The sequence below is a fragment of the Pseudomonas hygromyciniae genome, assembly GCF_016925675.1.
Classification (GTDB): domain Bacteria; phylum Pseudomonadota; class Gammaproteobacteria; order Pseudomonadales; family Pseudomonadaceae; genus Aquipseudomonas; species Aquipseudomonas hygromyciniae.
In genome coordinates, this window is the sequence record NZ_CP070506.1 from 3191809 (window position 1) to 3216398 (window position 24590).

At 60.7% G+C, this 24590-nt stretch carries 20 protein-coding genes and 1 pseudogene; 15 read left to right on the forward strand and 6 right to left on the reverse strand.

The features are described 5' to 3' along the window. Positions 1-128: 128 nt before the first annotated feature. Entirely contained in the window at positions 129-1787 is a 1659-nt protein-coding gene (locus JTY93_RS13915) for a nitrite/sulfite reductase (protein WP_205477056.1), read from the forward strand. Next, the gene (locus JTY93_RS13920) at positions 1771-2265 is read left to right on the forward strand and encodes a DUF934 domain-containing protein (protein ID WP_169997759.1); all 495 of its coding nucleotides are present in this window, start codon (positions 1771-1773) and stop codon (positions 2263-2265) included. Before JTY93_RS13915 ends, JTY93_RS13920 begins: the two co-directional genes overlap by 17 nt. An 84-nt stretch (positions 2266-2349) precedes the next feature. On the opposite strand, the gene JTY93_RS13925 is transcribed toward JTY93_RS13920, so the two are convergent. After that, the gene (locus JTY93_RS13925) at positions 2350-2907 is read right to left on the reverse strand and encodes an NADPH-dependent FMN reductase (RefSeq protein ID WP_205477057.1); all 558 of its coding nucleotides are present in this window, start codon (positions 2905-2907) and stop codon (positions 2350-2352) included. A gap of 227 nt (positions 2908-3134) precedes the next feature. Between JTY93_RS13925 and JTY93_RS13930 the strand changes: the two genes are divergently transcribed. Further along, a complete protein-coding gene (locus JTY93_RS13930; RefSeq protein ID WP_029291392.1) occupies positions 3135-3359 on the forward strand; it encodes a hypothetical protein in 225 nt (74 codons plus the stop codon). A 92-nt stretch (positions 3360-3451) separates the two neighbouring features. Then, a complete protein-coding gene (locus JTY93_RS13935; RefSeq protein ID WP_205477058.1) occupies positions 3452-4351 on the forward strand; it encodes a LysR substrate-binding domain-containing protein in 900 nt (299 codons plus the stop codon). Positions 4352-4561: 210 nt separating this feature from the next. Here the strand turns inward: JTY93_RS13935 and JTY93_RS13940 are convergent, their stop codons facing one another. The 3 genes from JTY93_RS13940 to dnaQ form a co-directional block, all read right to left on the reverse strand. Continuing rightward, on the reverse strand, positions 4562-5113 hold the full coding sequence (locus JTY93_RS13940; RefSeq protein ID WP_205477075.1) for a GNAT family N-acetyltransferase: 552 nt from the start codon (positions 5111-5113) through the stop codon (positions 4562-4564). A gap of 20 nt (positions 5114-5133) precedes the next feature. Beyond that, positions 5134-7389, reverse strand: a complete 2256-nt coding sequence (ldcA, locus tag JTY93_RS13945; RefSeq protein WP_205477059.1) for a lysine-specific pyridoxal 5'-phosphate-dependent carboxylase LdcA — start codon at positions 7387-7389, stop codon at positions 5134-5136. A gap of 195 nt (positions 7390-7584) precedes the next feature. Then, on the reverse strand, positions 7585-8325 hold the full coding sequence (gene dnaQ, locus JTY93_RS13950) for a DNA polymerase III subunit epsilon (RefSeq protein ID WP_169997881.1): 741 nt from the start codon (positions 8323-8325) through the stop codon (positions 7585-7587). A 199-nt stretch (positions 8326-8524) separates the two neighbouring features. Between dnaQ and JTY93_RS13955 the strand changes: the two genes are divergently transcribed. Beyond that, a complete protein-coding gene (locus JTY93_RS13955; protein ID WP_205477060.1) occupies positions 8525-8830 on the forward strand; it encodes a DUF2388 domain-containing protein in 306 nt (101 codons plus the stop codon). 43 nt (positions 8831-8873) lie between these two features. On the opposite strand, the gene rnhA is transcribed toward JTY93_RS13955, so the two are convergent. Next, entirely contained in the window at positions 8874-9326 is a 453-nt protein-coding gene (rnhA, locus tag JTY93_RS13960; protein ID WP_029291380.1) for a ribonuclease HI, read from the reverse strand. Positions 9327-9410: 84 nt separating this feature from the next. Beyond that, positions 9411-10170 (reverse strand): annotated as a pseudogene (locus JTY93_RS13965) (class I SAM-dependent methyltransferase). A gap of 65 nt (positions 10171-10235) precedes the next feature. Between JTY93_RS13965 and gloB the strand changes: the two are divergent. The 10 genes from gloB to JTY93_RS14015 all read left to right on the forward strand — a co-directional run bounded on the left by gloB (position 10236) and on the right by JTY93_RS14015 (position 24521). Beyond that, positions 10236-11003 carry a hydroxyacylglutathione hydrolase gene (gloB, locus tag JTY93_RS13970; protein WP_205477061.1) on the forward strand — a complete coding sequence of 256 codons (768 nt, stop codon included), beginning with the start codon at positions 10236-10238 and terminating at the stop codon, positions 11001-11003. Between the two features lie 98 nt (positions 11004-11101). Further along, complete coding sequence (locus tag JTY93_RS13975; RefSeq protein WP_205477062.1) at positions 11102-12514, forward strand: lytic transglycosylase domain-containing protein; 1413 nt, start codon at positions 11102-11104, stop codon at positions 12512-12514. A 190-nt stretch (positions 12515-12704) separates the two neighbouring features. Next, positions 12705-14534 (forward strand): extracellular solute-binding protein, encoded by a 1830-nt coding sequence (locus JTY93_RS13980; RefSeq protein ID WP_205477063.1) that lies wholly within the window; start codon positions 12705-12707, stop codon positions 14532-14534. After that, positions 14531-16369 (forward strand): extracellular solute-binding protein, encoded by a 1839-nt coding sequence (locus JTY93_RS13985; RefSeq protein WP_205477064.1) that lies wholly within the window; start codon positions 14531-14533, stop codon positions 16367-16369. The genes JTY93_RS13980 and JTY93_RS13985 overlap by 4 nt, the downstream gene beginning before the upstream one ends. 1 nt (position 16370) lies before the next feature. After that, complete coding sequence (locus JTY93_RS13990; RefSeq protein WP_057436807.1) at positions 16371-17444, forward strand: microcin C ABC transporter permease YejB; 1074 nt, start codon at positions 16371-16373, stop codon at positions 17442-17444. A gap of 1 nt (position 17445) precedes the next feature. Continuing rightward, a complete protein-coding gene (locus tag JTY93_RS13995) occupies positions 17446-18465 on the forward strand; it encodes an ABC transporter permease (protein WP_032861222.1) in 1020 nt (339 codons plus the stop codon). 1 nt (position 18466) lies between these two features. Next, positions 18467-20077, forward strand: coding sequence for an ABC transporter ATP-binding protein (locus JTY93_RS14000; protein ID WP_029291366.1), 1611 nt, complete (start codon positions 18467-18469; stop codon positions 20075-20077). Between the two features lie 219 nt (positions 20078-20296). Continuing rightward, positions 20297-20827 (forward strand): sigma-70 family RNA polymerase sigma factor, encoded by a 531-nt coding sequence (locus JTY93_RS14005; RefSeq protein WP_205477065.1) that lies wholly within the window; start codon positions 20297-20299, stop codon positions 20825-20827. Beyond that, a complete protein-coding gene (locus JTY93_RS14010; protein WP_205477066.1) occupies positions 20824-21792 on the forward strand; it encodes a FecR domain-containing protein in 969 nt (322 codons plus the stop codon). The genes JTY93_RS14005 and JTY93_RS14010 overlap by 4 nt, the downstream gene beginning before the upstream one ends. Positions 21793-22052: 260 nt before the next feature. Further along, complete coding sequence (locus JTY93_RS14015; RefSeq protein WP_205477067.1) at positions 22053-24521, forward strand: TonB-dependent siderophore receptor; 2469 nt, start codon at positions 22053-22055, stop codon at positions 24519-24521. Positions 24522-24590: the final 69 nt, after the last annotated feature.

Consider the following 24590-nt stretch of genomic DNA (forward strand, 5'->3'; position numbering starts at 1 on the left):
ATTAGGTCATTTGGTTATTTGCATATACTAAAACATCACTTTTGCGCATAAACGCAAGCTGGTATCGTTCGCCGGCTCCGTTGGGAGTGCGCGGCCGTGCGCGCAGATTTGCCGAGAACAGGACCTATATGTACGTATACGACGAATACGATCAGCGCATCATCGAGGACCGCGTCAAGCAGTTCCGTGATCAGACCCGACGCTATCTGGCAGGTGAACTGAGCGAAGAAGAGTTCCGCCCTCTGCGCCTGCAAAATGGCCTTTATGTTCAGCGCTTTGCGCCGATGCTACGGGTGGCCGTGCCTTACGGCCAACTGACTTCGCGCCAGACGCGCATGATGGCCAAGATCGCCCGCGACTTCGACAAGGGCTATGCCCACATCAGCACCCGCCAGAACGTGCAGTTCAACTGGCCGGCCCTGGAAGACGTGCCGGACATCCTGGCTGAACTGGCTACCGTGCAGATGCACGCCATTCAGACCAGCGGTAACTGCCTGCGCAACGTGACCACTGACCAGTTCGCCGGCGTGGCCGCCGATGAAGTGATTGACCCGCGCCCCTGGTGCGAGATCGTGCGCCAGTGGACCACGTTCCACCCAGAATTTGCCTACCTGCCGCGTAAATTCAAGATCGCCATCAATGGCTCGGCTTCCGACCGCGCTGCGATCGAAGTCCACGACATCGGCCTGGAGCCGGTGTACAACGCCGCAGGCGAGCTGGGCTTCCGCGTCCTGGTGGGCGGCGGCCTGGGGCGTACCCCGGTGGTGGGCGCGTTCATCAATGAATTCCTGCCATGGCAAGACCTGTTGAGCTACCTCGACGCCATCCTGCGTGTGTACAACCGCTATGGCCGTCGTGACAACAAGTACAAGGCGCGCATCAAGATCCTGGTCAAGGCCCTCACCCCAGAGGTATTTGCCCAGAAGGTCGACGCCGAAATGGAACACCTGCGCGGCGGCCAGACCACCCTGACCGAAGCCGAAGTACATCGCGTGGCCAAACACTTCGTCGACCCGGACTACAAGGCCCTGGGCAACCAGGACGCCGAACTGGCCGCGCTCGACCAGCAGCACCCAGGCTTTGCCCGCTGGCGGACTCGCAACACCCTGGCACACAAGCAGCCTGGCTATGTGGCGGTAACCCTGTCGCTCAAGCCGACCGGCGTGGCGCCAGGCGATATCACCGACAAGCAACTGGACGCCGTCGCCGACCTGGCCGACCGCTACAGCTTTGGTCAACTGCGCACCTCCCACGAGCAAAACATCATCCTCGCGGACGTTGAGCAGAGCCAACTGTTCACCCTGTGGGGCGAGCTGCGCGAAAGCGGTTTCGCCACCCCGAACATCGGCCTGCTGACCGATATCATCTGCTGCCCGGGTGGCGACTTCTGCTCCCTGGCCAACGCCAAGTCAATTCCCATTGCCGAGTCGATCCAACGCCGTTTCGACGACCTGGACTACCTGTTCGATATCGGCGAACTGGACCTGAACATCTCCGGTTGCATGAACGCTTGTGGTCACCACCACGTCGGCCACATCGGCATCCTTGGGGTGGACAAGAAAGGCGAAGAATTCTACCAAGTGTCCCTGGGTGGCAGCGCCAGCCGCGATGCGAGCCTGGGCAAGATCCTCGGCCCATCCTTCGCCCAGGAAGCCATGCCTGAGGTGATCGGCAAGTTGATCGACGTCTACGTCGAACAACGCACTGAAGATGAGCGCTTCATCGACACCTACCAGCGCATCGGCATTGACCTGTTCAAGGAGCGCGTCTATGCAGCGAATCATTAAGAACAACGAAGTCGTCGACGAAACCTGGCACCTGCTGCCCAAGGACGCGACGTTCGATGGCATCTCCAACTGCGACGACCTGATCGTACCGCTGGCCCTGTGGCGTGAGCATGGCCACGCCCTCAAGGCCCGCGATGGCGGCCTGGGCGTATGGCTGGACGCCGATGAAGAAGCCGAAGAAATCGGCGATGACGTGCAGCACTTCCAAGTCATCGCCCTGAACTTCCCGGCCTTCACCGACGGGCGCAACTACTCCAACGCGCGCCTGCTGCGTGACCGTTATGGTTACAAAGGCGAATTGCGGGCGATTGGCGATGTGCTGCGCGACCAGTTGTTCTATCTGCGTCGCTGCGGCTTCGATGCCTACGCCTTGCGCGCCGACAAAGACCCGTACGAAGCGCTGGAAAGTCTCAAGGACTTTTCGGTGACGTACCAGGCCGCAACGGATGAACCGCTACCGCTGTTCCGTCGTCGCTAAGCCCTGACGGGAAACCAAAAAACCGAAACCTGGCGTCGCAGGTTTCGGTTTTTTTATGGGCTCCGAGAGGCGCCGTTGTGTACGTCAGCCCTTGTGCTGTGCGACCCAATGGCCATAGGCATCGATAAACGCCTGCAGGAACGGCTTGGTTTTCTCCGACAACGTGCCCGACTCATCGAACGCGCTGCCCGCGCCTCCGAGGTAGGCTTCCGGCTGCTGCATGCAAGGCACGTTCAGAAACACCAGGGACTGGCGCAAATGATGATTGGCGCCAAAGCCGCCAATGGCCCCCGGCGAAACACTGATGACCGCCCCTGGCTTGCCGTTCCAGGCGCTCTGACCGTAAGGGCGCGAGCCGACATCAATGGCATTCTTCAAGGCTGCCGGCACCGAACGGTTGTATTCAGGGGTGACGAACAACACGCCATCGGCCGCCGCCACCTGCTGGCGGAACGTGGTGTAGGCCGCTGGCGGCGTTGCGCCATCAAGGTCTTCGTTATAGAGCGGCAATTCGCCGATTTCGACGATGTTGAGCTTGAGGTTAGCCGGCGCCAAATGGGCCAATGCCTGGGCGACCTTGCGGTTGATCGACTCTTTTCTCAAGCTGCCGACCAGTACGGCAATCGTATAGACCTTGCTCATGGGGCTTTCCCGACATCTGACTAAAGGAATCTGTAGTTATAGAGCCTTCGCCGACCTATCACCAGCAGGTTTTGCCCAATCGACAGCTGTTTTGCCCCGAGGCGTACCCGTAGGAAAAATAAGCGGAACATCAGCGAATAGTATTTTTTCGATGTAGGTAAACTACCCGCCTTAATGACGGTCTACAGAACCGCAAATCGGTGTTTTTCTCCAGAGGTTCTAAACAGATGGCTGCAGTACTTGTCGGACAATTCCATGCCCGTGACGCGGAAGGTCGCGTTTATTCCGTGCATGAATTCCAGGAGTCCACCTCCTCAGGCGACGGTTCAGAACCGGTAATTTCCTACAAGCTGGCGATTGGCGACCGGGTCAACAAGGTCGACGAGAACACGTTCGTTTTGGTTCAGTCGCAGGTATCCCTGACCCGCGAGCCTGAAAACATGCCTGTTTGATAAGGCTGCGCCTCCAGGCAGAAGTCATATGAGCGGACTTGGGTTAGGATTCACCCGGTGAATCCCTTACCTGCTGAACATGGACTTCATGCATGCGTTTACGTCATATCGAAGTGATTCAAGCCATTTTGCAGACCGGACACCTCGGCACCGCCGCCGAATGGTTGCAACTGGCTGTGTCCGATGTGGACGCCACCCTCAAGGACGCTGAACAACAGTTGGGATTCATGTTATTCGCCAGCGTCCGCGGGCGGTTGCAGGCCACCCGCGAAACCCTGGCCATGCAGGCGCAGATCGCCCACCTCTACGAAGCCCTCGAACCTATACAGCGCCTGGCCAGCAGCCTCAAGCACCATCACGCCGCGCCGCTGCGTACGCTCTGTACCCCCCCTCTGGCCAACCAGCTATTGCCGCAAAGCATCGCGCTGTTGCGCCGCCGCTTCCAGGACACGCCCTGCAACCTCTCCAGCCAACCGACACGCGACATTGTCAGAAGTCTGCTGCTGCATGAGGCCGACCTGGGCCTGAGCCTGCATGACCCCGAGCACCCGCAAATCACCAGCACCGTACTGGGCCAGGGCAAGCTGCAGTTGCTGGCGCCTCACGGTTGGCTCAAGCCTCGGCAGAAATACATCGCCCTGCAAGAACTGGCCGGCCAGGCAATGATCGGCCTGGAGGGGCAAGACCCGTTGAGTCAGTTGCTGGACAGCAAGCTGCAAGCACTGCGGCCGTTACCGGTGATCCAGACACGGGTGCAGACCTACCAGATGATGCGCAGCATGGTCGAGGCTGGCGAAGGGCTGGCAGTGGTCGATCCATTCACCGCCAGCGGCGCGCGGGAGGCCGGGTTGGATACCTGCCCATTGTCGCCGCCGATTCTGGTGAGCTTGTACGGGTTGACGGTCAAGGACAGCAACCCGAGCCCGGCGCTGAATGCATTGCTGGAAATCGTCACGCAGAAGGCACAGGCCGTGTTGTCCCCGATCAACTAGATAAGAGGGCTTATTGTGGCGTTGTGGGGGCCAGTTGTGGCGAGGGGGCTTGTCCCCCGCTGGGCTGCGCAGCAGCCCCAAATTCTGGCGATGCGGTCTGCCTGATAAATCGCGGCGGTCTTATTGGGGCTGCTGCGCAGCCCAGCGGGGGACAAGCCCCCTCGCCACAAAAAGTTCCACGTAAGCCCCATAGGCACCACCGGCCTCTGGTCAGTGGAACAGCCGATACCAGAAAATCGCCACCTCACGGGTCTGCGGATCAATCCCGCGATAACGCAGGTGGTCGATGCCGCCCATGACATAGCCGCTGCGTTCATACAGCCGGCACGCCCCCAGATTATTGTTCTGCGTCTCCAGCATCATCCCCGGCAGGTTTTTCTTGCGGCTCCAGAATTGCGCCACATCGAGCAAAGCCTTGGCCACGCCATGCCGGCGGGCCGGGAGCACCACCGCCAGTTCATCGACATGGGCATACCCGTTCCAATTGGTACTGACGACGATATGGCCAACCGGCCGATCATCCAGGTACGCCATGAAAACCGCGCTGTCGCTGGCATTGCGGTAGCTGGCGAACTCCTCGGGATCAATGCCATAGCATTTACGGTACGGCAAGACCTGCTCCACCGCCCACTGATCCACGGGCTTGCCCAGCTCCGGCGTGCCATACACGCCCACCTCGAAGCTGAAATCATTGCCCCACACGTAGGCGTCAAATCCCTCGTCGGCGACTCGTACACTGAGCCCCGGGTACTTCGGATTCATTACAGCTTGCATAACCTTCCTTAACACTTGATGCAATCGACGGTGTAACAACGACCGTTGCCGTCGTCTTCGTGTTGTAAGCCATGCACATCGGCGACAAACCCTGGGAAACTGCTATCGAACTCCCGGGCGAAGGCCAGGTAGTCGATGATCGAGCGCGTCGATTCGGTAAAACGCTCCCCCGGCATGATCAGCGGAATGCCCGGCGGATAAGGCACCAGCATCACCGCGGCGATACGTCCTGGCAAAGCATCGATGGACACCGCCTCGACCTCGCCACGTACCAGTTGGTCATAGGCATCGGCCGGCTTCATGGCGATTTCCGGCAACACCGTGTACATGCGTTTGAGATGCTTGGCCGTGGCGTTGCTGCGATAGCAACCGTGCAACTGGTCGCACAAGTCCTGCAGGCCCAGACCCTGATAGCGCGCCGGACCCTGCTGGAACACCGATGGCAGGCAACTGGCCAGGCTGATATTGGCGTCGTAACTGCGCTTGAACTCCAGCAGTTCCGTGAGCAGGGTACTCCACTTGCCTTTGGTAATGCCCATGGAGAACAACACCAGGAACGAATACAGCCCGGTTTTTTCCACCACCAGCCCACGTTCCCAGAGGAATTTGCTGACGACCGCCGCCGGGATCCCGCAATCACTTAACGCACCGCCCGCCGTGAGACCGGGCATCACCAGGGTGACCTTGATCGGATCGAGCAACACATAATCTTCGGCGATATCCCCGAAACCATGCCAGTCGGCCTCGGGCTGCAGCAACCAGTCAGCTGTCGCCACCCGATCTATGCCCGCAACCGAAGGCGGTTGCCAGATGGAAAACCACCAATCATCGGCGGCGATATGCTGGCGCAAATTGGCCAGGGCCCGGCGAAAGCTCAAGGCCTCATCGAACATTTCCTGAAGCAGCGAACGCCCTGCGGGCCCTTCCATCATGGCCGACGCCACGTCCAGCGAGGCGATGATGCTGTACTGCGGCGAGGTAGAGATATGCATCATGAACGCCTCATTGAAGCGGTCACGATCCAGCTGCCGCGCCCCGCCGTCCTGGACATGGATCATCGAGGCCTGGCTGAACGCCGCCAACAACTTGTGGGTCGAGTGCGTGGTGAATACCAGAGGGCTGTCGGGCGTACGCGAGGTTCCCATGCCATAGCGCCCGGCAAAAAATTCGTGGAAGGCCGCGTAGGCGTACCAGGCCTCGTCGAAGTGCAGCACTTCGACACTGTTGCCCAGTTGCTGCTTGATCAGTTCGGCGTTGTAACACAGGCCGTCATAGGTCGAGTTGGTCACCACGGCCAGCTTGACCTTGGGCTCGCGGCCACGGGTCAAGGGGCTGGCCTCGATCTTCGCGCGAATCGACTCGCGGCTGAACTCAGTCAGTGGGATGGGGCCGATGATCCCCAGCTCATTGCGCTCCGGGCACAAGTACAGCGGGATCGCCCCGGTCATGATGATCGAGTGCAATACCGACTTGTGACAGTTGCGGTCCACCAGCACCAGGTCGTCACGCCCGACCATGGAGTGCCAGACGATCTTGTTGGCCGTGGAGGTGCCATTGATCACAAAAAAGGTGTGGTCGGCGCCAAAGTTGCGCGCCGCGCGGGCTTCGGCTTCCGCCAAGGGACCGGTGTGATCCAGCAGCGAGCCCAGTTCCGGCACCGATACCGACAAGTCCGAGCGCAGGGTGTTTTCCCCAAAGAACTGATGAAACGCCTGCCCCACCGGGCTTTTACGATAGGCAACGCCGCCGCCGTGACCGGGGGTATGCCAGGAATAATTGGAGTCGGCAGTGTGTTGCACCAGGGCCTTGAAGAAGGGCGGCAACAGGCCATCGAGGTAGGTACGCGCCGCGCGGGCCACCTGCCTGGCAAGGAACGGTACGGTGTCTTCGAACAGGTAAAGAATGCCGCGCAGTTGGTTGAGCTCGCTCATGGCATCGGCCGGGGCGTTTTCCAGGGTAACTTGCTCGCCCAGGGCGAAGATCGGCAGGTTAGGTGCACGCAGGCGCGCCAAGCGGATCAGTTCCACCATGTTCTGCAGCAAATGGGTATTTTCCCCGGCACCTTCGGCGGCGATCAGCATGCACGCCAGGCCATGATGGGTCGAGGCTACTAGGCGGCCTTCGGCGTAATCCATGGCAGAAAAGATGCTGAAACCCTCTTGTTCCAACTCCCGGGCGATCCCCCGGACCCGATCACCGGCGACGGTATCGGCCTTGATGTCGCGATGCACGATCAGGATGGGGAACTTCAGGTCTTTGTACATGAGGGCTTGGCGTCCTGAGGGCGATGTACTCAGGGTAGAAGCTGGGAGCGAATGTGGCGAATGAAGATAATAACTAATGTGGGAATGGGCGTGTGTGGGAGCGGGCTTGCCCGCGATGGCGGTGGATCAGTAACGAATGCGCTGACTGCCAAAGCGCAATCGCGGGCACGCCCGCTCCTACATTTTTGAGCGCAATTAGTGTTGGGTCAGTTGGGTCCACAACGCCGGCGCACCCGCCGATTTGGCGATGGCTTCCATGCGTGCCGCGTGCTCGGCCATGTCCTGCTCGCTGGCACGGATGATGGTGGTGGGCTTTCGATCTGCCGGCAGACGGCGGATTTCCGAAGGCCGGTTGCCCGAGCCTTCTGCTGAGCCATTGCCATCGGAGGCGTTGCCAGCCAGGGACAGGCTGGTCTGCCCGCCCGTCATGGTCAGGTAGACGTCCGCGAGGATCTCGGAGTCGAGCAAAGCGCCGTGCAGCTCACGGCCGGAGTTGTCGACGCCATAGCGCTTGCACAAGGCATCAAGGCTATTGCGCTGGCCCGGGTGGCGCTCACGGGCCATCATCAGGGTATCAAGGATCGTGCAGTGACGAGTGATGTCCGCCCGATCCGTCTGGCCCATCAGGGCGAATTCGTTGTTAATGAAGCCAACGTCGAACGCCGCGTTATGGATGATCAGCTGCGCGCCGTTGATGAACTCGAAAAACTCATCGGCAACTTCCGCAAAGCGCGGCTTGCCTACCAGGAATTCGTTGGTGATACCGTGGACGCCAATGGCACCTTCGTCACTTTCCCGGTCCGGTTGCAGGTACACGTGAAAATGGCGACCCGTGAGGCGACGGCCCATCAGTTCGACACAGCCGATTTCAATGATCCGGTGGCCATCGGTCACCGGCATGCCGGTGGTTTCGGTATCGAGTACAACAGATCGGATGGCCATCAGGGTTCAGCTCTCAACGGTGTGTATTTCAAGGGGCGGGATATTAACACGCTCTATACCCCAAGCGCCCCATGGCGGAGCACCACGCCCCTCGCCCAACAGTTTTTTACAAGATTTAGCAAAGCTTGCGCAATTTGCCATCACGGCCCTTGGTAGCCTGCGCCGCTCTTTAGCAATACGTAAATAACCGCCCATGTCCAAACCAAACTATTTGCTCGCCCTGTGCCTGATCAGCGCCGCCAATGCTCAGGCCACCAGCTTTGTGATGACCACGGATGCCCTGGTCAGCCTGTCGATGAGTGCCACCAAGGGTACCAGTAGCAGTTTCAAAGACGACAAAATCGTATTGGCGGCAAAGGACGACGCGGCGGCATACGTCGCCAGTCGGGGTGAGATACGCGGTGCGCGGCTGGAGTCTGCCTTGCTGCATATCCGCCGCACCTTGCCGGAGCTGCGCGAGACGGACGAGCAGCTCGCCAACGGGATTCTGGTGTTGTGACGCCAGCAATTGCCACACTCAAGACCGTGGCCTAAGGTAAACCTCAGCTCTGCTTGTACCCACGCACTTCATCCACGCCACGATTGGCCAACTGGTCGGCCCGCTCGTTGCCCGGATGGCCGATATGCCCGCGTACCCACTTCCAGGTGATGTTGTGGCGGTTGCACTGTTCATCCAGCAACTGCCACAGGTCGGCGTTCTTCACCGGCTCTTTGGCCGCGGTTTTCCAGCCGCGTTTTTTCCAGTTGACCATCCACTCGTTGATGCCCTTCATGACGTATTGCGAGTCCGTCACCAGCAATACATCGCACCGGCGCTTGAGCTCTTCCAGGCCGCGAATGGCTCCCATCAGCTCCATGCGGTTGTTGGTGGTGTTGGCTTCGCCGCCCCACAACTCTTTCTCCACGCCCTTGCACACCAGCAAGGCGCCCCAGCCGCCAGGACCAGGATTGCCCTTGCAGGCGCCGTCGGTAAAGAGTTCTACGCTATCGGTCATTACGCTATCCATCAAAGCGGGTTACCGGCAATCGACCGGCAGCTCCCGAGGTCGAACACTGCGACCTGAATTCCAAAAAATGATTTATGGCTCGCTGGAGCGACGGTTGACCTTGGCCAGGGGCATCGGCACCAGTTTGCCCATGGGCTCGCGCCTTACCTGGCTGACCGGCCGCAGCCCGACTACGATCTTGCGGGCTACCAACAGGTAGAAACCGCCACCCGACAACTGCCATGCGCCGGCCCGGCGCTCCCAACCAGCCAAACGGCCCTGCCACTTGGGCGAGGCAAGCGGCGGACGATAGCACCCGAAGCGGCGTTTCTCCAGCGCGAAGCCCAGCAGGTTCAACCAGTCGCTGACCCGCGAGGGCGAGATGCAGCGGGCCTGACGCAGCGCATCCTGGGCAAACACGTGCCGCAGGCCCCACGAACTCCAGGGGTTGATGCCAACAATCAATAAATGCCCACCTGGGCGTACGGCGCTGGCTGCTTCACGCAACAACCCATGGGGGCGACAGGCAGAAATCCAGGCCATGCTGCATCACCACCACGTCGGCGGCATGCTCGCTCAAGGGCCAGGCCTGTTCTTCGCAGACAATCTCGACCCCCGGCAACGGCGCACCGAGGCGCACATTGCGCTGCACCTGGGGCGCGGGCGGCGGGGTCTGGGCCGAAGGGCCGTAATGCACCAGGTAACCGCCAAAGAAGCGTTCCAGCTCTTCTTCGAGCATAAGCCGCTCTTGTTCCAGCAGAAACTGCCCGATCGGCCCGGACAGCCAATCACGGGCTGCGCTGATCAAGGCCAGCCACTCAGGATCGGCCTGGGCGAACGCTTTATCAGTCATTGCATTCTCCAACTCGCCAAGACGTTCTAAGATGCACCAATGTGTCCAGCTTGGCGAATAGAAGAATGATACAGATCAGTGCCCTGCCCGCCTTCACCGATAACTACATCTGGTTGTTACAAGACCATCGCAGCCATCGTTGCGCGGTGGTCGACCCCGGTGATGCCGCGCCCGTGCTGGCGTGGCTCGCGCAGCACCCCGGCTGGACCCTCAGCGACATTCTGGTGACTCACCATCATCACGACCACGTCGGCGGTGTAGAGCAGCTCAAGCAGGCCTCGGGCGCCAGGGTCTATGGCCCGGCCAACGAAAAGATCCCGGCCCGTGACGTTGCGCTCAACGATAACGACCGTATCGAGGTGCTGGGCTGGGACCTCGAGGTGTTCGCCGTACCGGGACATACCCTGGGACATATAGCTTTTTATCATCATGGCTTGCTGTTCTGCGGCGACACCCTGTTCGCCGCCGGTTGCGGGCGTTTGTTCGAGGGCACGCCAGAACAGATGTACAACTCCCTGGAACGCCTGGCCGCCCTGCCCGCTGACACGCTGGTCTACTGCACCCACGAATACACACAAAGTAACCTGCGCTTTGCCGAGGCAGTGGAGCCGGATAACGCCGATATAGCCGAACGAGTGGCTAAAGTCAGCGAACTGCGCGCAGGCGGCAAGATGACATTACCCTCGACCCTGGCCCTGGAAAAATTGACTAACCCTTTTCTGCGCACCGCTGAAACATCCGTTAAACAAAAAGCGGACGAGCGGAATGGCCGTGATAACCGCTCTGGGAGTGAGGTATTTGCTAGCTTGCGCGCTTGGAAAGATACGTTCTAAGCAAACAGGTTCTGGTACGAAATTTCTGAATGGTTGACCGGAACCCAAGCGCTTTCTAGAATCGCCCGACATTTTTGCCCGGAACTAACTTCCAGCCAATGTCGTCATCTATTCGTAAATCCAACCATTCAGACGCATTGACCCGCCTGGCTCAAGCCATTGCGGTGGCCGTATCCGCAACTCTGGCGGGCTGCCAAACCAATAATTTCGCTGCACAATCCACCGTGCAACCCAAACCCGTATTTGCTGCCAAGATCAAGCAAAAACCCCTTTGGCTCTCAGAGAAGCCAAGCCCGCAGGTACCCCAGGATGTCTGGGAACGCATGCGCCAGGGGTTCCAATTGCAGGATGGCGTGGGCGTCAACCCGCGTATCGAGCAACAGCGCCTGTGGTTCGCCAGCAACCCATCGTTCCTGGAGAACGCCGGCGAACGCGGCAGCCTCTATATTCACTACATCGTCGAACGCCTTGAAGAACGCAACATGCCCCTGGAGCTGGCCCTGCTGCCAGTGATTGAAAGTGCCTACAACCCAATGGCCTATTCGCGCAGCGATGCAGTCGGCCTGTGGCAATTCATTCCCTCCACCGGGCGCTACTTCAACCTGCGCCAGACCCGCGCCTACGATGGCCGCCGCGACATCACCGCCTCCACCACCGCCGCCCTGGACTACCTCACACGCCTGCATGACATGTTCAACGGCGACTGGCTGCTGGCCCTGGCGGCCTATAACGCGGGTGAAGGCACAGTCAGCCGGGCCATCGAGCGCAACGAGAAGCTCGGCCTGCCCACCGACTACTGGAACCTGCCGCTGCCCCAGGAAACCAAGGACTACGTGCCCAAGTTCCTGGCGCTTTCCCAGGTGGTGCTGGCCCCCGAGGCCTACGGCGTCAACCTGAACCCGATTGCCAACACGCCGTACTTTGAAGTGGTCGAAGTCAAGCAAAGCATGGACCTTTCACGGGTCGCCGCGCTGGCCGAAATCGACGAAGACGAACTGTTCCAGCTCAACCCGGCCTTCAAGCAGCGCACCACCCTGGACGGTCCCCAGCATTTGCTGGTGCCCACCTCCAAGGCGCAATTGCTGGCCAGCAGCCTGTCTTCGATGAACCCTGAAGAACTGTTGAGCTTGCGCCCGAAAAAACCGGTGTTTGACGAAGTCGAGCACAAGGCCGTGGCCGGGCGTTCGCGCAGCTACAAGGTCAAGAGCGGCGATAACCTGACGCTGATTGCCAAGGCCAACAAGGTCGATGTGCATGACCTGCAGCGCTGGAACAAGCTCAATGGCCAGGCCTTGAAAGTCGGTCAGACCCTGGTGATGCAGGACACCCGCAAGTTGGTGGCCAAGGCTGGCGGCAAGAAACCGGTGCAGTACAAGGTCAAGAAAGGTGACTCGCTGTACATGGTAGCCAAACGCTTCAACGTCGAGATGCAACATCTCAAGCGTTGGAACCCACGCACTGGCCAGGCGCTGAAACCTGGGCAAATGCTGGTGGTTTCCGGACCACGCTGACCCCTTGTGGGAGCGGGCTTGCTCGCGAAAGCGGTGCATCAGGTGATACATTTTTTGCCTGACGCACCTCTTTCGCGAGCAAGCCCGCTCCCACATTGATTTTTGGCCTTTTCAACAGTCTTTTTCCAAGTGGAACAAGCTGTTACTGTACCGATCATAAAGCCCAAGCCGCCCGGATCGGATCTCTGACTTGAAGCGTCCCCTCCTTCTACTAATAAGTCTGGCCTTGAGCTTTTGTGCGAACGCGACCATTACCGAGAACCACGGTTATGCGCAGTTCGGTACGCTCAAGTACCCGGCCAAATTCACCCACTTCGATTGGGTAAACCCCGCAGCGCCCAAGGGCGGTACCTTGCGGGTCATGGCGTTTGGCACGTTTGACACCCTCAACCCTTATACCTTCAAGGGCTCAAGCCCGGTCTCCACCGCCAACTTTCTGCAATACGGCGTCAATGAGCTCAACGAGCCGCTGATGGTCGGCACCGGCCAGTACGCGCCTTCCGGCGACGAACCTACGTCCAGCTATGGCCTGATTGCCCGATCGGTGGAGTACAGCGAAGACCGCAGTTGGGTGGTGTTCAACCTGCGTCCGCAAGCGCGCTTTCATGATGGCAAGCCCATCACCGCCGACGATGTGGCGTTTTCCTATCGCACATTACTGACCGAAGGCCATCCGCAATACCGCACCAACCTGCAGGAAGTGGCCCGGGTGGATGTACTCAATCCACACCGCATCCGTTTTGTGTTCAAGCGCGCGGGCAACCCGTTGCTGATCCTGCGCCTGGGCGAGTTGCCGGTGCTGCCCCAGCATTACTGGAAGAACCGCGACTTCAAGGCCACCACCTTCGAGCCGCCGCTGGGCAGTGGGCCCTATCGGATCAGCCAGGTCCAGCCAGGCCGGCAATTGGTGTTCGAACGGGTCAAGGACTATTGGGGCAAGGATCTGCCGGTCAATCGCGGGTTGTACAACTACGACAAGGTCGAGGTGGAGTTCTACCGCGACAGCGACGTGGCCTTCGAAGCGTTCAAGGCTGGCGAGTTCGATATCTATATCGAGCACCAGGCCAAGAACTGGGCCAATGGCTACAACTTCCCGGCGGTCAACCGCGGCGAGGTGATCAAGGCACAGATTGCCCACCAGATCCCGACCCAAAGCCAAGGCCTGTTCATGAACAGCCGCCGCGCTACCTTCAGCCAGGCCAAGGTGCGCGAGGCCCTGGGGCTGATGTTCGACTTCGAGTGGACCAACCGCACGCTGTTCAGCGGCGCCTATAAACGTACCTTGAGCTACTACCCCAACAGCGAGTTCTCCGCCAGCGGCCTGCCAGTGGGCCATGAATGGCTGATGCTCTCGCCTTACCGCGAACAACTACCGGCCAATCTGTTTACCCAAGCCTTCAGCCTGCCGCAGACCGACGGTCGCGGTATCCCCCGCGAAGCCATGCGCCGCGCCCTCAGCCTACTGGCCGAAGGCGGCTGGAAACTGTCCGGCCAGCGCCTGCTCGATAGCAATGGGCAGCCGCTGCGCTTCGAAATCCTGCTGGTCAATCCAAACCTGGAGCGGATCCTGCAGCCCTATGTGGAAAACCTGCGCAGCATCGGCATCGATGCGCACTTGCGCACCGTGGACCGTGCGCAGTACAAGCAGCGCCTCGACCAGTTCGACTTCGACATGATCCTGATGACGCTCAACCAGACCCTCAGCCCCGGCCTTGAGCAGTGGCAGTACTTCCACTCCAGTCAGGCCGGGATCAAAGGCAGCAAGAATTACGCGGGCATCGCCAACCCTGTCGTCGACCACCTGCTGGAGCAGTTGCTCGCCGCACAGACCCGCGACCAACAAATCGCCGCCGGCCGGGCCCTGGATCGGGTCCTGCTGTGGCAGCACTACAGTATTCCCAATTGGTATCTCAACTATCATCGCCTGGCGTACCGTAACCGGTTCGCCTTCGTGACCACGCCGCCCTACAGCCTGGGCCTGAGCGCGTGGTGGCTGAAAGCTTCGGAGAAACCCCAATGATGGCTTTGCGTACTGCGATTATCAGTGGCCTGTTGTTGTGCACCCAGGCTGTAGCCGCTCCCCAACATGCCTTGACCCTCTATGACGAGCCGCCCAAGTATCCGGCCAACTTCAAGCACGTTGACTACGTCAATCCCGATGCGCCCAAAGGCGGGACTTTTCGCGAGTCTGCCATGGGCAGCTTCGACAGCCTCAACCCGTTTATCAGCAAAGGCGTGCCTGCCGACAATATTGGCCTGGTCTTCGACACCCTGGCCCAACAAGGCCTGGACGAGCCCATCACCGAGTACGGCCTGATCGCTGGCAAGATCGAAAAAGCCCCCGATAACAGTTGGGTACGCTTTTACCTGCGGCCCGAAGCGCGCTTCCACGATGGCCATCCGGTACACGCCGAAGACGTGGTGTTCACCTTTGAAACCCTGATCAAGCAAGGCAGCCCCATCTACCGCACCTACTACGCTGACGTCGCCGAAGTGGTGGCCGAAGACCCGCTGCGGGTGTTGTTCAAGTTCAAACACACCAGCAACCGCGAACTGCCACTGATCCTCGGCCAATTGCCCGTGTTGCCCAAACACTGGTGGGTCGGGCGCGACTTTGCCAAGAGCAGCCTGGAGATCCCCCTGGGCAGCGGCCCGTACAAGGTGGCCGAGGTCAAGCCGGGGCGCTCGATCCGCTACGAGCGGGTCAAGGATTACTGGGCCAAGGACCTGCCGATCAACAAGGGCCTGTACAACTTCGATTACCGCATCAGCGATTACTACCGTGACAGCACGGTGGCCCTGGAAGCACTCAAGGCCGGGCAGTTCGACTATTGGCAGGAAACCACGGCGAAGAACTGGGCCAATGCCTACAACGTGCCGGCCGTCGCCGAGGGTCGACTGATCAAGGAAGAACTGCCCAACGGCAATCCCACCGGGATGCAGGGCTTTGTGTTCAATATCCGCAAGCCGATGTTCCAGGACGTGCGGGTACGCAAGGCCATCAGCCTGTTGCTGGACTTTGAATGGAGCAACAAGCAACTGTTCAACGGTGCCTACACCCGCACCCGCAGTTACTTCGAAAACTCGGACATGGCCGCCACCGGCCTGCCCGGCCCCGCCGAACTGGCGATTCTCGAACCGCTGCGCGGCCGCATCCCGCCCCAAGCGTTCACCGAAGCCTTCGCCCCGCCGAAAACCGATGCCAGCGGCATGATCCGCAGCCAGCAGCGCGAAGCCTACCAACTGCTGCAGGAAGCCGGCTGGCGCATCGTCGACGACAAGATGGTCGACACCAACGGCAAACCGGCGAGCATCGAATTCATGCTGTTCCAGACCGACTTCGAGCGCATCCTCCTGCCCTTCAAGCGCAACCTGGCGGACCTGGGTATCGAGCTGGTGATCCGCCGGGTCGACGTTTCACAGTACGTCAACCGCGTACGCTCGCGGGATTTCGACATGATGGTCGGCAGTTTCCCGCAGTCTTCGTCACCCGGTAACGAGCAGCGTGAATTCTGGCAATCGAGCAGTGCCGACAACCCCGGCAGCCGCAACTACATCGGCCTCAAGGACCCGGCCATCGACGAATTGGTGGAGCAGTTGATCAACGCCGACTCACGCAACAGCCTGGTGGCCCACGCCAAGGCCCTGGACCGGGTCTTGCAGTTTGGCTACTACGTGATCCCCAACTGGCACATCAAGACCTACCGCGTGGCCTACTGGAACCACCTCGGCCATCCCAAGGTGCCGCCGCGTTATGACGTGGGCATCAATACCTGGTGGATCAAACCCAACACACCGCCGGCAGTGACGCCTCCTACAGACACCAGCGCCGACCCGGCGAGCGGAGGCGACTGACATGCTGGCTTATATTTTTCGCAGGTTGCTGCTGATCATCCCGACGCTGTTCGGCATTTTGCTGATCAACTTTGTCATCATCCAGGCCGCGCCCGGCGGCCCGGTGGAACAAATGATCGCCAAGCTCGAAGGCTTTGAAGGCGCCACCAGTCGCATCGCCGGTGGCGGCGCCGAAGTCTCGGTGGCCGGTTCCAGCTACCGCGGCGCCCAGGGCCTGGACCCGACGCTGATCAAGGAAATCGAGAAGATGTACGGCTTCGACAAGTCGGCGCCGGAACGCTTGTGGATCATGGTCAAGAACTACGCCCAGCTGGATTTTGGCGACAGCTTTTTTCGCGATGCCAAGGTCATCGACCTGATCAAGGAGAAGATGCCGGTGTCCATCTCCCTCGGGTTATGGAGCACCCTGATCATGTACCTGGTCTCGATCCCCCTGGGGATCGCCAAGGCCACCCGCCATGGCAGCCACTTTGATGTGTGGACCAGCTCGGCAATCATTGTCGGCTATGCGATCCCGGCGTTCCTGTTTGCCATCCTTCTGATCGTGGTGTTTGCCGGCGGCAGTTATTTCGACTGGTTCCCGCTACGGGGGCTGACGTCCAACAACTTTGACGAACTGAGCTGGGGCGGCAAGATCCTCGACTACTTCTGGCACCTGGCGCTGCCGGTCACGGCCCTGGTGATCGGTAACTTCGCCACCATGACATTGCTGACCAAGAACAGCTTTCTCGACGAGATCAACAAGCAGTACGTGATCACCGCCAAGGCCAAGGGCCTGACCAATCACCGCGTGCTCTACGGCCACGTGTTCCGCAACGCCATGCTGTTGGTGATCGCAGGCTTCCCTTCGGCGTTTATCGGGATCTTCTTTACCGGCTCGTTGCTGGTGGAAGTGATCTTCTCCCTCGACGGCCTAGGCCTGATGAGCTTTGAGGCGGCGATCAACCGCGATTACCCGGTGGTGTTCGGCACCCTGTTTATCTTCACCCTGCTGGGCCTGGTGGTGAAACTGATTGGTGATTTGACCTACACCCTGGTCGACCCACGCATCGACTTCGAAAGCCGGGAGCATTGAGATGAATCTATCCCCCCTCAATCGCCGCCGCTTCGAACGTTTCAAGGCCAACAAGCGCGGCTGGTGGTCGCTGTGGCTGTTCCTGATCCTGTTTGGCCTGAGCCTGGGCGCCGAGTTGATCGCCAACGACAAACCGCTGGCGGTGCATTACGACGGCGACTGGTACTTCCCGGCGCTCAAGCGCTACCCGGAAACCGCCTTCGGCGGCGAATTCCCCCTGGAAGCCAACTACAAAAGCCCGTATATCCGCGAACTGCTCAAGGCCAAGGATGCCTGGACGCTGTGGGCGCCGATCCCCTACAGCTACCAGAGCATCAACTACGACCTGAAAGTCCCGGCACCGGCACCACCGTCGGCCGATAACCTGCTGGGCACCGATGACCAGGGACGGGATGTGCTGGCGCGGGTGATCTATGGCTTTCGGGTTTCGGTGCTGTTTGCCCTGACCCTCACGGTATTGAGCTCGATCATCGGCGTAGCGGCCGGCGCCTTGCAGGGTTTCTATGGCGGCTGGGTCGATCTGGCCGGCCAGCGTTTCCTGGAAATCTGGTCCGGTTTGCCGGTGCTGTACCTGCTGATCATCCTCGCCAGCTTCGTCCAGCCCAACTTCTGGTGGCTGCTGGGGATCATGCTGCTGTTTTCATGGATGAGCCTGGTGGACGTGGTACGTGCCGAGTTCCTGCGCGGACGCAACCTGGAATACGTACGCGCGGCGCGCGCCTTGGGTATGCAGAACGGCGCGATCATGTTCCGCCATATCCTGCCCAATGCCATGGTCTCGACCATGACCTTTATGCCGTTCATCCTTACCGGCGCGATTGGCACCCTGACCGCCCTGGACTTCCTGGGCTTCGGCCTGCCCGCCGGCTCGCCGTCCCTGGGCGAGCTGGTAGCCCAGGGCAAATCCAATCTGCAGGCACCGTGGCTGGGCATCAGCGCCTTTGCGGTGCTGGCGATTATGTTGAGTTTGCTGGTGTTTATCGGCGAGTCCGCTCGCGATGCCTTCGACCCGAGGAAATGAGATGAACCAGGACAATCTGATCGAAGTCCGCGACCTCAGTGTCGAGTTCGTCACCGGCGAGCAGCATCAGCGCGTGGTGGAAAACATCAGCTTCGATATCCGCCGTGGTGAAACCCTGGCCCTGGTCGGCGAAAGCGGCTCCGGCAAATCGGTGACTGCCCACTCGATCCTGCGCCTGCTGCCCTACCCCCTGGCGCGGCATCCGTCCGGCACGATCGGGTATGCCGGGCAGGATCTCTTGACCATGAAAGAAAAACCCTTGCGGCAGATTCGCGGTAACCGCATTGCGATGATCTTCCAGGAACCGATGACCTCGCTGAACCCGCTGCACTCCATCGAGAAGCAGATCAACGAGGTGCTGGGCCTGCACAAGGGCCTGACCGGCAAGGCCGCGACCCTGCGCACCCTGGAGCTGCTGGAGCTGGTGGGCATCCCCGAGCCGCACAAGCGCCTCAAGGCCCTGCCCCATGAATTGTCCGGCGGCCAGCGCCAGCGGGTGATGATCGCCATGGCCCTGGCCAACGAGCCAGAACTGCTGATCGCCGATGAGCCGACCACGGCTCTGGACGTGACCGTGCAGTTGAAGATCCTCGAACTGCTCAAGGAGTTGCAGGCGCGCCTGGGCATGGCGCTGCTGCTGATCAGCCATGACTTGAACCTGGTGCGGCGCATTGCCCACCGCGTGTGTGTGATGCAGCGCGGCTGCATTGTCGAGCAGGCGTCCTGTGAGGAGTTGTTCCGTTCCCCGCAGCATCCGTACACCCAGGAACTGCTGGCCGCCGAACCTAGCGGCGGGCCGGCCAGCAACGCGATTGGCCCGCCGTTGCTGGAGGTCGACGACCTCAAGGTCTGGTTCCCGATCAAGAAAGGCTTCTTGCGCAGCACCGTCGATTACGTCAAGGCCGTGGACGGTATCCACTTCAGCCTGCCCCAGGGCCAGACCCTGGGCATCGTCGGCGAAAGCGGCTCCGGCAAGTCCACCCTTGGCCTGGCGATCCTGCGTTTGATCGGCAGCAAGGGCGGGATCCGTTTTGAAGGCCAGCAACTGGACCAACTGACCCAACAACAGGTACGGCCATTGCGCCGGGAAATGCAGGTGGTGTTCCAGGACCCGTTTGGCAGCCTGAGCCCGCGCATGTGCGTGAGCGAGATCGTCGGCGAAGGCTTGCGCATCCATAAGATCGGCACGGCAGCGGAGCAGGAAGCAGCGATTATCGCCGCGCTCAAGGAAGTGGGGCTGGACCCGCAGACCCGGCACCGCTACCCCCACGAATTCTCCGGCGGCCAGCGCCAGCGCATCGCCATCGCCCGCGCCCTGGTGCTCAAGCCACGCCTGATCCTGCTGGATGAACCGACCTCGGCCCTGGACCGCACGGTGCAGCGCCAGGTGGTAGAACTGCTGCGCAACCTGCAGGCCAAGTACAACCTGACCTACCTGTTTATCAGCCACGACCTGGCGGTGGTCAAAGCCCTGAGCCATCAGTTGATGGTGGTCAAGCAAGGCCAGGTGGTGGAACAGGGCGATGCCAAGACCATCTTCGCCGCTCCCCAGCATGCCTATACCCGGCAGTTGCTGGAGGCCGCGTTCCTGGTGCCGACCTCTCGCATCTGATTCAGGAGGTTCCTGTGGGAGCTGTCTCGCCCGGCGAGGCTGCGAGAGCGGTGGGTCAGGCAACACACCGCTATCGCAGGCAAGCCAGCTCCCACATTTGATCTGTGCAGATCTGCAGGCAAAGTCTTTCGCAAAAGCAAACCAATATCATTTGCGCTGCCCGCAGGCCTTTGATTTAATCGCGACCAATTCCTATTCACGTCATGGCTTCTGCGCCGGTTGGATATTGTGTCGACTTCCCCCGCTTCATTCAGTCAGCTCTATGGCAGCCACCACTCCTGGCTGCTCGGCCTGTTGCGCCGGCGCCTGAGCAATCGTTGGGATGCGGCCGACCTGGCGCAAGACACTTTTATCCGCGTGCTCAAACGCCCACCCGAGCAGGCCGATGCAGTGCGCGAGCGCTCGTACCTGGCGACCATCGCTCGGGGCCTGTGCATCGACCATTGGCGCCGCCGCCAACTGGAGCAGGCCTGGCTGCAAAGCCTCGCCGACCGCCCGCAAGCGCTGCAGCCATCACCTGAACAGCGGGCGATCATCGTCGAAACCCTGTACGAGGTAGACGCCATGCTCGCGCGCCTGCCGCGCAAGGTCAGCGACGCCTTCCTGCTGGCGCAACTGCATGGCCTGACCTACAAGCAAATCGCCGTGCAATTGAGGGTCTGCGAGCGCATGGTGAAAAAATACATGGCCCAGGCGCTGTTGCACTGCGCGGTGCTGGAAGCCGAACTCGACGGGTTGCTGGTGGAATGAACTCCAGCGCAAAACTCAGTCACGCCAGCTTGCAGCAGGCAGCCCTATGGTATGTGCGCCTGCAAGACCCTCAGGGCGGCAACCAGGCACAACAGCATTGGCAGACATGGCTTGGACAGAACCCAGAGCATCAGGCGGCTTGGCGGTACGTCGAGCGCGTCAGCCAGCGCTTTGCGCCCCTGACCGACGAGCCCATCGGCGCCAGCCGGGCCCTGCGCGGTACCCGACGGCAAACTCTCAAGACGCTACTGGTGCTGGGTTTAGGTTCGGCATTGGCCTGGGGCACCTGGCGCGGCACCGCCCTGCCCCGGGTGGTCGGCGGCTGGAGCGCCGACTACGCCACAGCCAGCGGTGAGATCCGCGACGCTTTGCTCGGCGATGGTACGCATATCTGGCTCAACGCCTTGAGCGCCATGGACGTGCGCTTCGACGCACACCAACGCTTGTTGCACCTGCGTTTTGGCGAAGTACTGATCGATACCGCCAAGGACCTGCAGCGCCCGTTCCTGGTCGACACCACCCACGGCCGCCTGCGTGCCCTGGGCACCCGCTTCAGCGTGCTGCAAGGCGAGCACGACACCACCCTCAACGTCTTCGACGGCCGGGTAGAAGTACGTACTGCCGACAGCCAAAAGCTGCGCATTATCGAGTCAGGGCAACAGGCGGTGTTCGATCGGCGCACGATCCGCAGCACCGTTGCGGCATCCGCCACCCGCGAAGCCTGGAGCCGGGGCGTGCTATTGGCAGACAACCTGCCCCTGGGTCAATTGATCAGCGAACTGAACCGCTACCGCCCCGGGCACCTGGGGTGCGACCCGGCAGTGGCTCATCTGCCGGTGATGGGTTCGTTCCCCCTCAAGGACAGCGAGCACGCGTTGCAACTGCTGGAGGCGGCGTTGCCGATCCAGGTAGACAAAGTGATGCCGTGGTGGGTCAGCGTCGGACCGAAAATCCACCCCACCTGATGACCGGGCTGCCAGGCTGTTGTGGGGGCTGTCGTGGCGAGGGGGCTTGTCCCCCGTTGGACTGCGTAGCAGACCCATTTTTGGGGTCGCTTCGCAACCCAGCGGGGGACAAGCCCCCTCGCCACAAAAGCTTGCGCGACTGCCCTCTCACCGCACCAACTCCGCCAAAAAAAATCGGTTCCCCCAGTTCCCCTTTTCAACGTTCGTTCGGTTAACCCAACAGACGCTTTCACATTCGCCGAACCCGTAGGGAACCTTCCATGTCGCAACCCGCTGCTTTCACGCTGCGCCCTCTGGCGCTGGCCATCACCGCTACCTTGCTCTGCCTGGGCCCACTTACCGTACAGGCGACAGAAACGCCGTCGACTCAGGAAACCGCCCGCAGCTACAGCATCGGCGCAGGATCTTTGGTCAGCGTGTTGAACCGTTTTGCCGAACAGTCGGGGATTTTCATCGCCGGCCACAATAGCCTGGCGGCGGGCAAGACCAGCCCGGGCCTGAGCGGCAGCTACACCTCGGCCACCGGTTTACAACGCTTGTTGCAAGGCAGCGGCCTGCAGGCCCGGCCCCAAGGCAACAATGGCTACGTGCTGGAACTTGCGCCGCTCAATACCGGCGAACTGGAACTGGGCGCCACCACTATTTCCGGCATGGCGCTGGGGGCCACCACCGAAGACAGCCACTCCTACACCACCGGCTCGATGGCCTCGGCCACCGGCCTGCCACTGTCGATCCGCGAGACCCCACAGTCGGTCACCGTGATCACCCGCCAGCAGATGGATGACCAGGGCTCCAACAACATTGCCGACACCCTGCGCCGCGCCCCTGGCGTCAGCGTGCAGAACTACGACAGCGAGCGCTGGGAATTCTCCAGCCGGGGCCTGCCGATCACCAACTTCCAATACGACGGCGTCAACTCCACCTATGACGGCGTGTATGACTACGGCACCACCAGCACCGATATGGCGGTGTACGACCACCTGGAAATCATCAAGGGTTCATCGGGCCTGATGACCGGCTCGGGCGATCCATCGGCCACGGTCAACCTGATCCGCAAAAAGCCCACCAAGGAATTCAAGGCCTCGGTGACCGGCACCGTGGGCTCCTGGGACAACTACCGCACCGAAGGTGATATCTCCGGGCCGCTGACCGAGTCGGGCAATGTGCGCGGGCGTTTTGTCGGGGTCTATCAGGATCGCTCGTCCTACCTGGACCACTACCAGAACACCAAGGACATCGCCTACGGCATCCTCGAAGCCGATCTCACCCCCGACACCCTGCTGACCTTCGGTATCGACCAGCAGGACACCCGCTCCCGTGGTGCAAGTTGGACCGGGTTCCCGATGTACTTCAGCAACGGCAATCGCACGAACTTCTCGCGCTCGTTCAACCCGGCCGCCGACTGGAGCCGCCGCGACTTCCAGAACCAGACGATCTTCGCCTCGGTCCAGCAAAAACTCGCCAACGACTGGTCGCTGAAAGTCAGCCTGGACCGCAAGCGCAGCCAGCACGACACCCTGCTCGCCTCCGCCAGCGGCGGCAACCCGGACCAGGTCACCGGCGAAGGCATGTACATGTTCATGGGCAAGTACAAGGGCGACCAGGTGCAGAACACCCTCGACGTCAACCTCAGCGGCCCGTTCAGCCTGCTTGGCCGCGAGCATGAGTTGATCATGGGCTTTATGGCGACCCGCTCCAAACAGGACGTGCCGGTCTACGGCTCGGTCTACCCGCCGGTGGGCGGCAGCATCTATGACTGGCGTGGCGAATACGCCAAACCGAACATTCCACGCAGCGGCCAGAATGACATCGTGCAGCGCCAGACCGGCGCCTACCTGGCGACCCGCCTGAAACCTACCGATGACTTGTCGGTGATCCTCGGCACCCGCGTGAGTAATTTCAGCAACAACGACACCACGGATTTCTACGATCCGACCGCCACCGATGCGCGCACCAGTTACAAGCAGACCGGCGTGGTAACGCCCTACGCCGGGGTGGTCTACGACCTCAACGATATTTGGTCGGTGTACAGCAGCTACACCAAGATCTACCGCCCGCAGAACAGCAAGGACGCAGACCGCAAGCTGCTTGACGCGATTGAAGGCGACACCTACGAAGCCGGGCTCAAAGCGGCCTTTTTCGACGGCCGCCTGAATGCCAGCTTCGCCGCGTTCCGTATCGAACAGGACAATGTCGCGCAATACGTCTCGGGCTTTGAAAGCGACTCGATCTACCGCCCGATTGCCGGCGCCACCACCAAGGGCTTTGAAGTTGAACTGGCCGGCGAAGTACTCGACGGCTGGAATGTCTCGGCCGGCTACACCTACCAGCACACCCGCGATGCCAACGACGACTACGTCTACAGCTCGGTCCTGCAAACCACCACGCCGCAGCAAGTAGTGCGCCTGTTCAACTCCTATCGCCTGCCCGGCGCTCTGGACAAGGTGACGATCGGTGCCGGGGTCAACTGGCAGAGCGAGTTCTTCGGCAATGTGTTCCAGCCCAACCCCAATGACACGGTCAACTTCGGCCAATACGCGCGCATCACCCAGGACAGCTACTACCTGGTGGACCTGATGGCACGCTATCGCTTCAACGAGCACTTGAGCACCACGTTGAACGTGAAGAACGCCTTCGACAAAAAGTACTACACAGGCCTGGGCAACTTCGGCACCGGTTTCTACGGCGAACCGCGCAGCCTGCAATTGGCCACGCGCTGGGACTTCTAACCCAACACAAACGTAGGAGCCGGCTTGCCGGCGCCTACATAAGGTCGGCGGCGTATTTATGTGTAATCA